Source organism: Pseudomonas multiresinivorans (assembly GCF_012971725.1).
In the GTDB taxonomy this organism is placed as follows: Bacteria; Pseudomonadota; Gammaproteobacteria; order Pseudomonadales; family Pseudomonadaceae; genus Pseudomonas; species Pseudomonas multiresinivorans.
The window spans coordinates 1,906,108-1,921,867 of record NZ_CP048833.1 but is presented as its reverse complement, the minus strand read 5'-3'; the positions used below and the strand labels follow the sequence as shown (position 1 = coordinate 1,921,867).

Below are 15,760 nucleotides of genomic sequence, written 5' to 3'. Positions count from 1 at the left end.
CGGGCACTGCCCAGGCGCGCGATTGAAAAGCGGAATTATATGATATTGGTTCTCAATTAAAAGAACTCAGCAGCGCCGTTTGTGAGCATCTGTGTCGGAAATTCGCTGAACGGCATAGGTCGCGGTCACATCCATGGCACGCAACAGGCTGTTCATCATCAGGTCGGCTTCAGCCGTGACACGCAGGGGCGGCGGCCCCGGCAGGATCCGGGAAAGACCCGGTGTCAGTTCGACGGCGGCCACCACCGTGCCCTTGCCGAACAGGTATTCGTAGATCAGCAGGTAGTCCGTGTCCGGCAGGTCCTTGTACTCCGCGACTCTGCGCAGCACGTTGATCGCGCCGATGATCCAGTCCCGGCTTTCGGTGAATTCCAGCACGCCCAGGCTCCAGGTCTGGGTCGCATCGTCGTAGTGGTTCCAGGCCGGCGAGCGCAGGTGCTGGCTCCAGCCCGCGACCCAGGCCGCCGCGGTGGTGCCCTGCCCCAGTTCGCAGAGTTCGCTCCAGGTGAGGCCGCCTTGCCGTTGGCGATTCCCCTCCAGCCACTGCTCGAGATCCTTGAAGCAGGCCGCGGAGCCTGCTTCCCGGGAGAGGAATTCCTCGAGCCTGGAGCGACTGATGGAGACCTTCAGGTACAACTGGCACGGTTCGGCCATAGGATTTCCTCTTCTTCTGATCCAACGATTCACCTCGGGATGCTCACCGCGCCCTGAGAGGCTGAATCGATAATCCTAGAGGTTCGCCTCGACCGGGTTTCGCCCGCCCTTTTCGACTGTGAAGTCGTATCCTTCCGATACTCCTGTACAACCGTTCAATTTTCCTCAGGCATTTCCGCCCACCTCGGAGCGATCGCCCTCCCTGGCGACAGGCTTACCAGCGGTACGTCGCCGAGCCCGTGACAATGCGACCATTGCCGTAGATGCAACGGGTGGCGTCGTAGCAACCGGCGATGTACTCGCGATCGGTGAGGTTGTTGGCGTTGACTGCGAAGCGCCAGGGGCCCGTCTGGTAATGCACCGCAGCATCAAGCAGGGTGTAGCTGGGCACATTCAGCGAGTTGTCCGGGGCGCCTGGGCTGCGGCCGCTGTAGCGTACGCCACCGCCAAAGCCGAAACCTTTCAGCTCACCGTCACGCAGGGTGTAGTCGGCCCACAACGAAGCCAGGTTGCGCGGCGTGGGAATGCTGATCGGGGTCTTGCCATCGCTCTCGTCGTTGGCCTTGGTGTTCTTCACGTCCTGGTAGGTGTAGGTGGCGATCAGGTTCAACTCGTCGGTCAGGCTGGCGACGCCTTCCAGTTCCAGGCCGCGGGAGCGGATTTCGCCGGTCTGCACGCTGCTGTTGGGATGGGTCGGGTCCGGATCGAGGGTCAGCACGTCGCGCTGGGTGATCTCGAACACGGCGGCGGTCAGCGAACTGTCCGAGCCCTTGGGCTGGAACTTCACGCCCACTTCGTACTGCTTGGCCTTCGTCGGGTCGAAGGGCTTGCCTGCGTAGTCGGTGCCGGCGTTGGGCGTGAAGCCCTCGCTGTAGCTGAAGTACGGCGCCAGGCCGTTATCGGCGAGGTAGACCAGCCCCACCCGGCCACTGAAGGCCTCATCCTTCTGGCTGGCATGGGTGCTGCCGGCGGTGCTGCTGTTGTCGGTGCTGGAGCTGGCCCAGTCGTAACGCCCGCCCAGGGAAAGCACCCAGTGTTCGTCGAAGTGCAGTTGGTCCTGCAGGTACACGCCGGTCTGACGCTGGGTCTGATCGGTGTAGGTCCAGTCGTCCGCGGTGAAGGCGGACTTGTCCACAGGGCCGTAGGACGGGCCGCCATACAGGTCCAGCGGCGTGGTCATGATGTAGGCCTGCGGGTCCTCGGTCTTCTGCCGCTGCCAGTCCAGGCCGAGCAGCAGGGTGTGACGCAGCCAGCCGGTGCTGAAGTCGGCCTGGGCCTGGTTGTCCAGGGTCCAGCGTTCGTACTTGGGATTCTCGATGCCGGCGAAGCGCAGCAGGGTGCGGTCGTCACCACCGTCCATGCCCCAGTAGCCGGTGGTACCAGCGCCGTAAACCATGTTGTCGTTGAGATCGAGATGGGCGTAGCGCAGGTTCTGGCGGACCTGCCAGACATCGTTCAGGCGCGTCTCGAACTCATAGCCGATGCCGTACTGGGTCTTCTCGTACTTGGAGAAGTGCTCATCGCCGGTGAAGTAGCTGCGGTGGATCTTGCCGTAGGCGCTGCGGTGAAGGCTCCCATCCGCCGGGAGGAAATTATCCTGGGCGTTGGTATCGTCCTTCAGATAGCTCGCCATGACGGTCAGATGGGTGTCCTCATCCGGCTGCCAGGTCAGTGACGGCGCCAGGGCCAGGCGCTTGTCCTCCCAGGGCGTGTCGCGAATATCACCCTCGTGGCCGACCATCACCACGCGGTAGCTCCACACGCCGGCATCATCCAGCGGGCCGGTCGTGTCGATGCCCAGTTGCTTGCGCGCATCGCTGCCGTATTGCACCTGGACTTCATGGCTGGCGACGGTGCTCGGCCGCTTCGATACCTGGTTGATCACCCCACCCGGATCGCCCTGGCCATACAGCACACCCGCCGGGCCGCGCAGCACTTCCACGCGTTCGAGCATGTAGGGATCGACCATCCAGCTGGCGAGGTTGATGGTGCTGGGCAGTTGCAGCCCGTCCTGGTAGGTGGTCGGCGAGAAGCCACGGATCACCGTGTACCAATCGGAACGGTTGTTCGAGCCGTAGGAGGACACGCCGGGGGTATAGCGCAGCGCCTCGTTCACCGACTGCACGCCCTGGGCCTCCATGCGATCGCGGGTCACCACGGAGATAGACTGCGGAGTCTCGTGGATCGGCGTATCGGTCTTGGTCGCGGTGACGCTGCGCCTGGCCACGTACCCCTGCACCGGGCCCTTGGGATCTTCCGCGGCCTGCCCGGTGATGGTCTGCGCCTTCATTTCCAGCGCGCCCTCGGTGGCGCTGGGCTGCAGGCGGTAGCTGCCGTCTTCGCTGGCTTCGGCCGCCAGGCCACTGCCGGACAGCAGCACGGCAAAACCGGCGCTCACCGAATAGTCGCCGTTCAGGCCATTGCTGCGCTGATTCCCGGTCAGCGCCGGGTCGAAGGTCAGCAGCACGCCCGCTTGGCGGGCGTAGGCATTGAGAGCATCTTCCAGACTGCCGGCGGGTACGCTGAAATGTTGCGCGGCGGAGGCCGCAAACGCGGTGGAGTGCGGCAGCAGCGGCAGGCTGGCGACCAGGCCGAAAGCGGCGATACGTAACGCGCGAGCCAGCGGCAGCAGGGGCGCGGTGGGAACGGCAGGCATGAAGATTCCTTGTGCAGAGAAGCGGGACTGCACAGAGGCCGTACGACAAAAGGAAACCTGCAGGCCGATCTGAAAATATTTTCTGTCAGCGTCCGCGCGCCTGCTCCATGGCCCTTTCCAGCCCCTGGAAAACGAGTGGCGAGAGGCACTGCGCGACGTTGAAGCGCAGGTAACCGGTGGCGCTCTGGCTCAGGCTGAAAACGTTGCCCGGCGCCAGCACCAGGTTGTCCGCCAGGGCCGCGCGCGAGACTTCGGCAGCGTCCAGCCCTTCCGGCAGGCAAGCCCAGACGAACACCCCGCCGCGCGGCTCCAGCCAGGGCTGGATATCCAGCGCGCGCAAGCGCAGCAGCGTCTCGCCCATGGCGTCGGCCAGGCGCCCGCGCAGGCTGTCCAGGTGGCGGCGGTAGCTGCCCTTGCGCAGCAGCTCGAAGAGCATCTCGGCACTGAACGGGCTGTTGCCGAAGCTGGTCGCCAGCTTCAGGTCCACCAGGCGCTCGCACCATTCCGGCTGGGTGGCGATGTAGCCGCAGCGCACCGAAGCCGACAGCGTCTTGGAGAAGCTGCCAACCTGGATCACCCGCTCCAGCCCGTCGAAGGCCGACAGGCGCGGCGCGCTTTCGTGCTCGAAGTCGCCGAAGATATCGTCCTCGACGATCAGCAGGTCATGGGCCTCGGCCAGCTTCAGCAGACGATGGGCGACCAGCGGCGAGAGCACCGCGCCGGTGGGGTTATGGAAGGCCGAGTTGGTGATGTACAGGCGCGGGCGGTGCTGCTCCAGCAGGCCCGCCATGGCGGCGACGTCCGGCCCGGTCGGCGTATAGGGCACACCGACGACCTGCACCCGATGGGCACGCAGCAGGGCCTGGAAGTTGAAGTAGCCCGGGTCGTCCACCAGCACGCAGTCGCCGGGTTCCAGCAGGAAGCGGCAGATCAGGTCGATGGCCTGGGTGCCGTTGTCGGTCAGCACTATCTGCTGCGGGCCCACCGGCACGCCGTAATCACCCAGCCGCCGCGCCAGCTGTTCGCGCAGGCCGGAGTGACCGTAGGGGCGACCATATTCCAGCAGGCTGGATTGCGGCGCGCGGGCAATCTGCCGCAGCGCGCGGCGCAGTTCTTCCTCCGGCAGCCAGGACGGCGGCAGCCAGCCGCAACCGGGCTTGAGCGAGGTATCCGCGGCTTCCAGCGACTGCCGGGAAATCCACAGCGGGTCGATGCTGCGGTCCAGCGCCGGGCCGACGTCCGCCAGGGACAGCGGCGGCGCATGGCCGGCCACATAGAAACCGGAGCCACGCCGCGCAGCGATCACGCCGTCGGCGGCCAGCCGGTCGTAGGCCTCCACGACGGTGGTCTTGGACACCTCCAGCTGCTCGGCCAGCTGGCGAATCGACGGCAGCCGTTCACCCGGCACCAGCGCCCGCGCCGCCAGGCGCTCGCGCACATGCTGCATCACCGAATCGACCCGTGTGCTCTTTGGCCTGCCCATGTCGCCCTCGCCTGCCCTGGATTTTTTACCGAGGCAATTTGTACCGGGATAATTTACGGACAGTTTGCGCAAATTGTACCTTTCTGTCACTGGCCGCCCGGCAGCTCTGCGCGCATCCTCCAGGCTCGCTCTCCTGCCGGATGCTCCCCATGAACAACTCCCACACCCTCGCCTCGAACAGCCACCTCGGCGGCTGGCTCAGTGGCTTCCTCGGCGTACTCATCTTCAGCGGCTCTCTCCCGGCGACGCGGGTAGCGGTGGCCGACTTCGATCCGACCTTCCTCACCCTGGCCCGCGCCAGCATCGCCGGCCTGCTGGCGGCGGCGATCCTCATCCTGCTGCGGCAGAAGCTGCCGGCGCGCAAGGACCTGATCCCCCTGCTGGTGGTGGCCGGTGGCGTGGTGGTGGGTTTCCCGCTGCTCACCGCGCTCGCGCTCAAGCACGTCAACTCGGCCCACGCCATCGTCTTCGTCGGCCTGCTGCCGCTGGCTACCGCGCTGTTCGGCGTGATCCGCGCCGGCGAGCAACCACGCCCGGCGTTCTGGATCTGCTCGCTGCTGGGCAGCGCCGTGGTGGCCGGCTTCGCCCTGTCGCAGAGCGGAGCGGGCAACTTCACCGGCGACCTGCTGATGCTGGCTGCGGTCGTCGTCTGCGGCCTGGGCTACGCCGAGGGTGGCCGCATCGCCCGTCACCTGGGCAGCTGGCAGGTGATCTGCTGGGTGCTGGTGCTGTCGCTGCCGCTGATGCTGCCGCTGGCCTGGTATACCCAGCCGCAGACCTTCAGCGGCGCCAGTTGGCCGGCCTGGCTGAGCCTGGGCTACGTGTCGCTGTTCAGCATGCTGATCGGCTTCTTCTTCTGGTATCACGGCCTGGCCACCGGCGGCATCGCCGCGGTCGGCCAGCTTCAACTGCTGCAGCCGTTCTTCGGCCTGGCGCTGGCCGGCCTGCTGCTGCACGAGCAGATCAGCCCGCTGATGGCCGGCGCCACCGTCGCAGTGGTGCTGTGCGTCGCCGGGGCAAAACGCTTCGCCCGCTGACCGCCGGTTTCCTTCCGCGTCCCGCCCGAGAAGAATCGCGGTATCATCGGGCGTTTGCGTACTCGGCTGGACTGCCGGAAGGACACTCGGATGAAGCCACCCGCCGAATCTCCACTGCCTGCCGTGGAGCGCGACGAACTCGCGCCCCGGCCACGGCTGACGCTGGGCAGCCACGTGCACAGCGGCTTCGACCTGCGCAGCGGGCGCATGCAGAACATCTCCCGGCACCGCGCCGCGCTGGCCTTCCTGTATGGCGACATGCCGGTCTCGGGCAGTGTCACCCCGCGCTCGGGCCGCGAGATCCGGGTGTTCCGCGATGACCAGATCGTCCGTGTCAGCCGCGAACTGGAGCTGGAGCATGCCTGGCGCCTGGACCTGCGCGAACTCGGCTTCAAGCCGGCGATGCGCCGCAGCGATGCCCTGGAAGACAGCGCCGGGGAAATGTTCGAACTGCCCGACGACAGCGCCTGGCAGGAATTCATGCGCGAGGGCCTGTCCCGGCTGCGCGAGCAGGGCTGGGAAATCGACATCCGCCCGGAGTTCGTCTTCGACCTGACACCGGTCGAGAACTGGTACGCCGAGATCGAGGAAACCGACGACCGCCAGTGGTTCGACCTGGAACTGGGCATCGAGGTGGAAGGCCGGCGCATCAGCCTGCTGCCGGCGCTGATCGAGCTGATCCGGCGCATGCCGGCGCTGCTCGACCCGGTCGCCCTCGCCCGCCATGCCGACGATGAACAACTGGTGCTGCGCCTGGATGCCGGGCGCAACCCGGTCCACACCTGGCAGACCGCGTCCGACCGACCGCTGCGCGTCTCGCTGCCCTTCGGCAAGCTCAAGCCGATGCTCAGCACGCTGTCCGAGTTCTACCTCGGCGAACAGCTGCCGGTACGCCGCCTGCGCATGGGCGCGCCGGACGCCGCGCGCCTGACCGAACTGGAAGAACTGCCGCTGACCTGGCAGGGCGGCGAGCAATTGCGCGAGATCGCCCACCGCCTGCGCGACTACCGCGCGCAACCGGCGCAGATCCCCGCCGGCCTCAACGCCGAGCTGCGCGCCTACCAGCACGAAGGCCTGAGCTGGATGCAGACCCTGCGCGAAGTCGGCGCCAGCGGCATCCTCGCCGACGACATGGGCCTGGGCAAGACGCTGCAGTCCCTCGCCCACGTGCTGCTGGAAAAACAGGCCGGGCGCCTGACCAGCCCGGCGCTGGTGATCATGCCCACCAGCCTGATCCCCAACTGGCTCGACGAGGCCGAGCGCTTCACTCCGGAGCTGCGCGTACTCGCGCTGCACGGCGCCGGCCGGCGCAAGGCGTTCGCGAAGATCGCCGAGCACGACCTGATCCTCACCACCTATGCCCTGCTGCCGCGCGATGCCGAGAAGCTCGGCCAGCACGAGTATCACCTGCTGATCCTCGACGAAGCGCAGAACATCAAGAACGCTACCACCAAGGCGGCCCAGGCCGCGCGTCACCTGCGCGCGCGCAATCGCCTGTGCCTGACGGGCACGCCGCTGGAGAATCACCTGGGCGAGCTGTGGTCGCTGTTCCACTTCCTGCTGCCGGGCTGGCTGGGCGACGCCCGGCAGTTCGCCGTGGACTACCGCACGCCCATCGAGCGCCACGGTGACCAGGGCCGTCTGGCGCACCTGGCAGCACGCATCCGCCCGTTCCTGCTGCGCCGCACCAAGGAACAGGTCGCCTCGGAGCTGCCGCCCAAGAGCGAATTCATCCAGCACATCGAGCTCAGCGAGGCGCAACGCGACCTCTACGAGACCGTGCGCCTGGCGCTGGACCGCAAGGTGCGCGACGAGATCGCCCGCCGAGGCCTGGCGCGCAGCCGCATCATCATCCTCGAGGCGCTGCTCAAGCTGCGCCAGGTGTGCTGCGACATCCGCCTGGTGAACAAGGAAGCTCCGCCGCCCACCGGCAAGTCCGCCCGCGCGGTAACCTCGGGCAAGCTGGTCTACCTGCTCGACATGCTCGAAGAGTTGCTCGCCGAAGGCCGCCGCGTGCTGGTGTTCTCGCAGTTCACCTCGATGCTCGCGTTGATCGGCGAGGCCCTGGCCGAACGCAATCTGGAATACGCCCTGCTCACCGGCGACACCCGCGACCGCCGCGCGCCGGTGAAGGATTTCCAGGAAGGCCGCGTGCCGCTGTTCCTGATCAGCCTGAAGGCCGGTGGTGTGGGCCTGAACCTTACCGCCGCCGATACCGTGATCCACTACGATCCCTGGTGGAACCCGGCCGCGGAAAACCAGGCCAGCGACCGTGCCTACCGCATCGGCCAGGACAAGCCGGTATTCGTCTACAAGCTGATCGCCCGCGGCACGGTGGAAGAGAAGATCCAGCGGCTGCAGCGCGACAAGGCCGCGCTGGCCGCCGGCATCCTCGAAGGCACCGGCGCCGACTGGCAACTGGACGACGCGGATATCGACGCACTCTTCGCACCGCTGCCCAAGGCGGTGTGATTGCCAGCGGAGCGCCGCCGCGCAAACGAACAGGCTCCTGCGGAAAACGCCTCGGGAGCCTTGGACATTGGCCTCAGGCCAACGGCACCAGCGTCACCCACCAGCGCGTACGGTACTGCGCGCGCACTGGCAGGCTGCGTTGCAGCGCGGCAATGGCTTGCTCGGGCTGGTCCAGGGGGAACACGCCGGAAATGGCCAGGTTGGCGACGGCCAGATCGCAGCGCAGCACGCCGGGGCGATAGCGCGCCAGTTCGGCACACAGGCGGCCGAGCGTCCATTGCCGCGCCACCAGGTAACCATCGCTCCACGCCAGTGAATCGGCCTCCAGCGTCGTTTCGCCGTACAGCCCCTTGCGGTCGAAACGGGCCTGGCGGCCGGCCTCGATGACACCGGCCGACTCATTGCGCAGCGCGGGCATGACCGCTACCGCGCCTTCCTGCACCGAAAGCCGTGCATCACTGCCGTCCAGGCGTACGGCGAATCGCGTGCCCAGCGCCTTCAGACGCCCCAGCGGCGTATCGACCCAGAAGGCACGGCCGGCGCTGTCCGGAGCGGTCTGTACCAGCATCTCGCCGGCGTACAGGCGCACGCGTCGAGTGTGGGCGTCGTAGGCTATATCCACGGCGCTGTCGGTGTTGAGCTGCAGCCAGCCACCATCGGGCAGGGCGACGCGCCGGCGCTCGCCCACCGATGTGCGCTGCTGCGCCAGCCAGGGCGAGTCGCGCAAACCCAGGCTGCCACTGCCCACCACCGCCGCAGTACCGGCGAGCAGCAGCAGGCTTTTCAGGGCGCGGCGGCGCGCCGGGTCGACGGCGGCCTGGCGCAGCGAACGGCTGGCCATGGCCGGCGCCATGCCGCCCAGGCGCCCGTCGAAGAACTCCAGGCGTTGCCAGGCCTGTTCGTGGGCCGGGTCGGATGCGCGCCACTGCTGGCAGGCAGCGAGCTCGTCAGCGGCGGCCAGCCCCGAGGCCAGGCGTACACGCCAGCCAATGGCCTGTTCCACCACCGAATGGTCCAGACGCTGGGCCGCGTCCAGGGCGCCAACGCGGTTCATGAGTAGAGCGCCTTGTAGCAGTGACCGAAAGCCTGGGTCATGTATTGCTGCACCGAACTGAGGGAAACGCCCAGGCGCTCGGCGATCTGCGGGTAGGTCAGGCCATCGAGCTGCGACAGCAGGAAGGCGCTGCGGACTACCGGCCGCAGGCCATCCAGCAAGCGATCGATCTCCATCAGGGTTTCCAGCACGATGGCCCGCTCCTCGGCGGACGGCGCCTCGGCCTCCGGCTGCCGGGCCAGGCTGTCGAGCCAGGCGCGCTCCAGGGTCTGGCGGCGGAAGTGATCGATCATCAACCCGCGGGCAACGGCGGCCAGGAAGGCGCGTGGCTCGCGCAGGCCCCTGAGTTCCTGGCGCCCGAGCAGGCGGACGAAGGTATCCTGCGCCAGGTCGGCCGCCTGGTGACGGCACTCCAGCCGGCGATAGAGCCAGCCGAGCAGCCAGGAGTGATGGCCGGCATAGAGTTCGCCGATCTGCGAGTGGTGTGTGGTCGACGTCACGAGTGCCCCCTGCGCGCGAACGCCAGGCATCGAGGTGCAGCTGAAAGCACACCTCAAATGCGAAAACTTATCATTTGCGCGAAAGATGCCATGACGGCCCCGCCACGGCAAGCGCCACGTGTGCCGTGACGATCATCGGCAGGGACGGAAGTACCGGTTGTCCCCAGCGGGAACGACGAGCCAGCAGCAACTGCCCGACCGTAAATCGGACGTGCCCGCCGATGGAGAATTGCCTGACAGACCGAACGGTAAACCCACTACATCGCCCGGCCCCGATCCAGGAGAATCTACTGCTGCGCCGAATCAACCAGCCCCGACCCTGGAACAGGCAGAAATTCCAGGAGAACCGGAGCGCTTGCCGGCGCAGATGTTGTCCCCCAAGCCCTGGCTCGCCTGTCGATTGAGCCGGGGCTTTTTTCTGGCGCTACGCCTGCACTTCAGCGCATCCCCCAGCCATGGCTGACCAGCACCGACTGCCCAGTGAGCGCCGCCGAGGGGAAGCTGGCCAGGAACAGCACCGTCTGCGCCACATCCTCCACGGTGGTGAACTGGCCATCCACGGTGCCGCCGAGCATCACCTGCTTCACCACCGCTTCCTCGCTGATGCCCAGTTCCTTCGCCTGCTCGGGAATCTGCTTCTCCACCAGCGGCGTGCGCACGAAGCCGGGGCAGACCACATGGGAGCGCACGCCCTGCGGCCCGCCCTCCTTGGCCAGGGTGCGGGCCAGGCCGAGCAGGCCGTGCTTGGCGGTGACGTAGGCGGATTTCAGCGGCGAAGCTTCATGGGAATGCACCGAGCCCATGTAGATCACCACGCCACCGCGCTTGGCCGGGTACATATGGCGCAGCACGGCGCGAGTGGTGAGGAAGGCGCCGTCCAGGTGGATGGCGAGCATCTTCTTCCAGTCAGCGAAGGCGAAGTCCTGGATCGGGTTGACGATCTGGATGCCGGCGTTGGAGACCAGGATGTCGATGCCGCCGAAGGTGGCGACCACCTGATCGATGCCGCTGTCCACGGCCTGCTCGTCGGTCACGTCCATGACCACCGCCAGGGCCCTTCCGCCGGCTGCCCCGATCTCATCCGCCACCTGCTGGGCGGCGCCCTGCTGCAGATCGGCGATGGCCACGGCCGCGCCCGCCTGCGCCAGCGTCAGGGCGATCTGCCTGCCGATGCCGCTGGCCGCGCCGGTGACCACCGCAACCTTGCCGTTCAATGGATTCATCACAGAGCTCCCGCAGAGATAGGAACTCTCACTCTAGACGGATCAGTCGCGCGTCAGTTCGATATTGCCGTCGCGCTGTTGGCGATAGACCGTATACGGCAGCACCAGGGTGTCGGTGGCGGCGCTGAGCACGCCGTCGAACAAGGGCCAGTAGAGCCCCAGGGGAGCGTCCGGCACGGGCGGGGAAAGGCCTGCACTGCGCTGGTAGCTGCCTCCCGGGTCACCATGCAGCGCGCAGAAGTTATAGGCAACGCCGCTGTAGATGCGAGGAATCTCGGTGCAATAGGTCCTGCCCAGTTTCAACTCTTTCACGCTCTCATGGGCATCGCTATCCAGCGTCCTGACCGAGCCGCACCCGGCAATGGCAGTGGTGAGGATCAGCGTTGTGAACAGACGAGTGAGCATTCGTTCATCTCCCTGGGGCCCGCGCAGTCTTACCGAAGCTCGATGCTGCCGTCGCGATTCTGTCGATAGAGGGTGTAAGGCAAGGCCAGCGTATCGACGACGCCAGAGAAGGCCATGTCGAGCAGCGGCAGGATCGGCGGGCCGAAAGTGAAGTTGGCCGGTGTCGGCGCTGGCGTGTAGCCGGAATCGGCTGGCGGCTCGCCGTAAAGCTGGCAGGCATCCCAGACCACGCCGCCGTAAACCCGCGGAATAGCCCCGCAGTAGGTGCCCTTGAGTTTCAGGTCATCGGCGTCCACCACATCATCACTGCGCAGCGTGTGGTAGGACCCGCAACCACTGAGCAGCGCGGCAGCGAGCAGCAGCCAGGAACGAGACAGCGTCATATCGAAACTCCCTCTCGATAACGAAGGTGGCAGCCTACCAGCCCTTGAGCTGGTCCCAGCGCCAGTTGCGGTACTGATAGACCAGTGTACCCAGCAATCCGTAGGCCGCCGCCATGGCGAAGAGAACAAGAATCCGGTCGGCCACCGCTGAAAGTGGCAGGTTCATCTGGTTCATCTCCACCACTGCGCGAATCGCCCAGGTGGAAGGTATCGCGTCGGCCAGCAGCTGCACCCACTGCGGCATGGCCTGAGGCGGCCAGGTGAAGCCGGCCATATAGAACAGCGGCAGGGTGATGAAGGTCATGGTCAGGTAGACCGCCTCCTCCGAGGGCAGCACCTCGGCGATGAATTCGCTCATGGCGATCACCGCCAGCAGGAACGGCAGCACCAGCCCCATCAGCATGAAGAACGACGCGGTCTGCCGGTAACCCATCATCCACGGCCAGATCACGTAGAAGAGCATCGCCAGCACCGTCCAGATCGACAGCTGGGCGGCGTACCGGCCAAAACGCGTGGATGCCGGCTGGCGCAGCGAACGCGGGGTGCCGCCGCGCAGGTTGAGATTCACCCGCGTGCAGGAGAGCAACAGGCTGTGTTGCAGGATCAGCGTCACCAGCCCTGGCAGCACAATGGCCGCGAAGCTGGTACCGGGGTTGAACAGGTCGGTGAGCTGGCCGATGGCCGGTTGCAGCAGGACGTTCGACTGCTGCCCGGAGAAGCCCCCGCGCATCAGCCGTTCGCGGTTGTAGCGCAGCGACAGTTCGGTGTAGGTGGCGCTGATATCCTGCTGGATCTGCCCGTTGGCCATGCGGTTGGTGGCATCGCCGAAGATCGGCACGGTGACTGCTTCACCACGCAGCACGCGCTTCTCGAAATCCACGGGAATCACCACGATCCCGAACAGCTCGCGCCAGGCGAGATCGCGCTGGGCTTCAGGCAATTGGTCGTAGGCACGCACGGCGATCTTCGGCGCAGCGTCGAGCTGGCGGATCAGTTCGCGGGACACCGAGCTGTGATCCATGTCGATCACCGCCACCGGCAGGTCGTCCATGGTGCGATGGGCGTATGGCAGGGTGGTCAGCGTCACCGACAACACCATCAACAGCCACAGCGGCTTGCCGAGCATGTTGCCCAGGGACTGGCGGAACACGGACCAGAAGTTCTCCATGGCGGTTCCTTACGCCGGGCTCAGGTCGAGGCGCCGGCGCAGGCGCATCTTGGCGATCATGTAGGCGATCAGCGGGTAGAGCAGCAGCTTGCAGCAGGTATAGAGCCCGGACTCGGCCGGCGCCCTGCGCAGGAACTGGTCGAACAGGCCGTGCAGGGTATGGGTCAGCGGCTCGGCCTCGGAGATGATGCGGGCGATCTGCGGCATCGCCAGCTCCGGCAGCAAGACGCCGGAATAGGTCTGCGCCACACCGATCAGCAGGCCGATCAGCGAATAGGCGCTGAAGCGGTTGGCGGTAAAGATGAACAGCATCAGCCCCACGCTCTGCGCCGCTGCCACATAGCAGACGGTGATCGCCAGCATCCACCAGGGATTGCCGTTGATCCGCGCGCCATTGATCTCCACCAGCAGGAACAGCTCGACCATGAGCAAAGTACTGAACAGCAATGTGTAGGGCGCCATCTTGCCCAGTAGACGTGCCCCCAGGGCCTTGGCCCGCAGGATGTGTGGCGAGGACGCGCGCAGCTCCGGAGCCTCCCGGGCCAGCACGTGCACCGTGGCGACGATCACGAACAGCTGCAGCAGATGCACGATGGCGGCGAACTGCTGGAAGTAGATGTAGTTGCCGCTGGCATTGAACAGGCTTTCATAGGACACGCTGATACTGGCCAGCGCCGGCATGCTGCGATCCATGCCCACGGCCAGGCGCGGGCGCAGCTCGGCGTTGACCGAACTCATGAGGCCGCTGAAATCCTGGGTCGAGTAGAAGCCGGCGGAATAGAACAGCGAGTTGTAGTAGAGCTCGGCAACGGGCTGACGACCCGACAGCGCATCCGCCTCGAAGTCGCGGGGGATATACAGCAGCGCATAGTCGTCGGCCATGCGCAGGCGGCGCAGGCCTTCCTGCAGGCCGCCGCCGAGCACCTCGACCTTGGCGTGGGAGCCGGCATCCAGCTCGCGAACGATGCGGCGCGACAGGCTGCTGTGGTCGGCATCGACCACCGCCACCGGCATGTCCAGCAACGTGCCCGCCTGGTAAACGCCACTGATCACCACGAACAGCAGCAACGGCCAGAGCCAGCCGAGCCAGTGGATGGTCCAGCTGCGCAGGGCGACCCGCGTCTCGCTACCGAAGGCCTGGGCGAAGCGCCGCAGGTTGCTCCTTACTGCTTCCACTGCCACAGCGCGCTCATCCCGGGTCGCAGGCCTGCCACCGGTTGCTCCGGATAGAGGCGCACCTCGAAGGTCTTCAGGTCGAAGTCACCGGTGGCGCGGGTGGCCCGCTTGGTCGCGAAATCGCCCAAAGGCGCGATGTAGCTGACCTTGGCCTTCACCTCGGCGCCCTTCAATGCCGGAACCTGGATGGCCACTTCATCGCCTTTCTTCACATCCGCAAGGATGTCTTCCCGCAGGTTGAAGACGAAATAGCTGTCGGACAGTCGCACCAGCGTGAGCAACGGGCTGTAGGCATTGACCAGCTCGCCCTGCTCCGCCGGGATCGGCCCGACCTCGCCGTCCACCGGTGCCACCACGTTGAGGTCGTCGGTCTGGGCCTGCAGTTCGAGAATCTGCGCGTCGGCTCGGCGCACGGCAGCTTCCAGCGCCTGCCGGCGCTCCTCGCGGTCGCCCTGGTTGCCCTGGTCGAGATTGGCCTGGGCCTCGGCGACGCGGTTGCGCGCCACGTCGCGGCCGCGGCGGGAAAGGTCCATCTGCGCCTGGGAAACGAAGCCGCGCCCGGCCAGTTCCTCATTGCGCTGGTACTCCAGCTCGGCATTGCGCAACTCGGCCTGGGCCTGGGACAGGCTGGCCTGCAGGGCGCGCAGGGTTTCCTCGCGGGTGCCGTGGAGAGATTCGTCGAGATTGGCCTGCACCTGGTTGCGCGCAGCGCGCAGGGAGTCCAGCTGGGCCTGCAGCTCCGGGCTGCTGAGGGAAATCAGCACCTGGCCCTGCTTCACGTCGTCACCACGCCGCACATGCAGTACTTCGACCCGACCCTTGGCCTTGGAGGCGACAATGACATTGGTGGCGTCCGCTTCACCCTGCAGCAACAGCGGCTGGGTATGCAGGCGCAGGTAAAGGGTGATGGCGATGATCACCAGGATCAGCAGGGGTGCGAACAGCTTCCATCCCTTCATGGAGTGGTCTTCTCAGGCGGCGGATGCACCGATGGTAGTGCATCCGCCGCCCAAGCGGCGGCTCTGGATCAAGCCGGCGGGCGATCAGCGCTCGTCGTCGCTGATCAGATCGCGCTCACCGCCACCCCGTTGCGTGGAGCTCGGCGAGGGGAAGCGCGAGGAGGCGTAACGCACCACAAGGATCGCCAGCGCCAGCAGCAACAGCGCCACCGAGACCAGGATGATGCCGTCGTCGGGCACGTGGTTGTGCTGGATGTCGGCGATCATCAGGCGGGTCAGCGCGGTCATCGCCACGTAGATCAGGAAGCGCACCGGCATGTGGTTGGTCTTGAAGTAGATGCCAACCATCGCACCCAATTCGAGGTAGATGAACAGCAGCAGGATGTCGTCGATGCTCGCATGGCCCTTGCCGACCATCTCGCCGAAGGCCACCGCCGCCGACCAGAACACCGTGCCCCCGATGGCGAACAGCGCCAGGTAGTGGAAGCCCTCCACCAGCAGATTGCCCAGGGATTCGGCACAGCCGTGCATCCGTTCGCTCAGGCGCTCGGCCCAGTTCTGTTTCATTCGTCGGTTCTCCGCAATACAAG

At 66.3% G+C, this 15,760-nt stretch carries 14 protein-coding genes; 2 read left to right on the top strand and 12 right to left on the bottom strand.

Translation table 11 applies throughout. The features are described from left to right. Window positions 1-66: 66 nt before the first annotated feature. From G4G71_RS08830 to G4G71_RS08820, 3 genes are all read right to left on the bottom strand, one after another. Window positions 67-654: a hypothetical protein gene (locus G4G71_RS08830; RefSeq protein WP_169936881.1), complete on the bottom strand. Its 588-nt coding sequence runs from the start codon at window positions 652-654 to the stop codon at window positions 67-69. A gap of 214 nt (window positions 655-868) precedes the next feature. Continuing rightward, window positions 869-3,310, bottom strand: coding sequence for a TonB-dependent siderophore receptor (locus G4G71_RS08825; protein WP_169936879.1), 2,442 nt, complete (start codon window positions 3,308-3,310; stop codon window positions 869-871). Between the two features lie 85 nt (window positions 3,311-3,395). Continuing rightward, on the bottom strand, window positions 3,396-4,793 hold the full coding sequence (locus G4G71_RS08820) for an aminotransferase-like domain-containing protein (RefSeq protein WP_169936877.1): 1,398 nt from the start codon (window positions 4,791-4,793) through the stop codon (window positions 3,396-3,398). Between the two features lie 149 nt (window positions 4,794-4,942). Between G4G71_RS08820 and G4G71_RS08815 the strand changes: the two genes are divergently transcribed. Further along, entirely contained in the window at window positions 4,943-5,830 is an 888-nt protein-coding gene (locus G4G71_RS08815; RefSeq protein ID WP_169936875.1) for a DMT family transporter, read from the top strand. A 90-nt stretch (window positions 5,831-5,920) separates the two neighbouring features. Continuing rightward, on the top strand, window positions 5,921-8,302 hold the full coding sequence (locus G4G71_RS08810; protein ID WP_476705406.1) for a DEAD/DEAH box helicase: 2,382 nt from the start codon (window positions 5,921-5,923) through the stop codon (window positions 8,300-8,302). A 73-nt stretch (window positions 8,303-8,375) separates the two neighbouring features. On the opposite strand, the gene G4G71_RS08805 is transcribed toward G4G71_RS08810, so the two are convergent. The 9 genes from G4G71_RS08805 to G4G71_RS08765 all read right to left on the bottom strand — a co-directional run bounded on the left by G4G71_RS08805 (window position 8,376) and on the right by G4G71_RS08765 (window position 15,737). Then, window positions 8,376-9,356: a FecR domain-containing protein gene (locus tag G4G71_RS08805; protein WP_169936873.1), complete on the bottom strand. Its 981-nt coding sequence runs from the start codon at window positions 9,354-9,356 to the stop codon at window positions 8,376-8,378. Then, window positions 9,353-9,886 (bottom strand): sigma-70 family RNA polymerase sigma factor, encoded by a 534-nt coding sequence (locus G4G71_RS08800; protein ID WP_169936871.1) that lies wholly within the window; start codon window positions 9,884-9,886, stop codon window positions 9,353-9,355. Before G4G71_RS08800 ends, G4G71_RS08805 begins: the two co-directional genes overlap by 4 nt. 407 nt (window positions 9,887-10,293) lie before the next feature. Continuing rightward, window positions 10,294-11,079, bottom strand: a complete 786-nt coding sequence (locus G4G71_RS08795) for a 3-hydroxybutyrate dehydrogenase (RefSeq protein WP_205896260.1) — start codon at window positions 11,077-11,079, stop codon at window positions 10,294-10,296. A gap of 42 nt (window positions 11,080-11,121) precedes the next feature. Beyond that, a complete protein-coding gene (locus G4G71_RS08790; RefSeq protein WP_169936867.1) occupies window positions 11,122-11,484 on the bottom strand; it encodes a YceK/YidQ family lipoprotein in 363 nt (120 codons plus the stop codon). A 29-nt stretch (window positions 11,485-11,513) separates the two neighbouring features. After that, window positions 11,514-11,867, bottom strand: coding sequence for a YceK/YidQ family lipoprotein (locus G4G71_RS08785; RefSeq protein WP_169936865.1), 354 nt, complete (start codon window positions 11,865-11,867; stop codon window positions 11,514-11,516). Window positions 11,868-11,901: 34 nt separating this feature from the next. After that, window positions 11,902-13,035: an ABC transporter permease gene (locus G4G71_RS08780; RefSeq protein WP_169936863.1), complete on the bottom strand. Its 1,134-nt coding sequence runs from the start codon at window positions 13,033-13,035 to the stop codon at window positions 11,902-11,904. 9 nt (window positions 13,036-13,044) lie between these two features. Continuing rightward, on the bottom strand, window positions 13,045-14,217 hold the full coding sequence (locus G4G71_RS08775; RefSeq protein WP_024762715.1) for an ABC transporter permease: 1,173 nt from the start codon (window positions 14,215-14,217) through the stop codon (window positions 13,045-13,047). After that, window positions 14,199-15,170, bottom strand: a complete 972-nt coding sequence (locus G4G71_RS08770) for an HlyD family secretion protein (protein WP_169936861.1) — start codon at window positions 15,168-15,170, stop codon at window positions 14,199-14,201. Before G4G71_RS08770 ends, G4G71_RS08775 begins: the two co-directional genes overlap by 19 nt. Window positions 15,171-15,254: 84 nt before the next feature. Further along, complete coding sequence (locus tag G4G71_RS08765) at window positions 15,255-15,737, bottom strand: phosphate-starvation-inducible protein PsiE (RefSeq protein ID WP_084358703.1); 483 nt, start codon at window positions 15,735-15,737, stop codon at window positions 15,255-15,257. Window positions 15,738-15,760 lie beyond the last annotated feature (23 nt).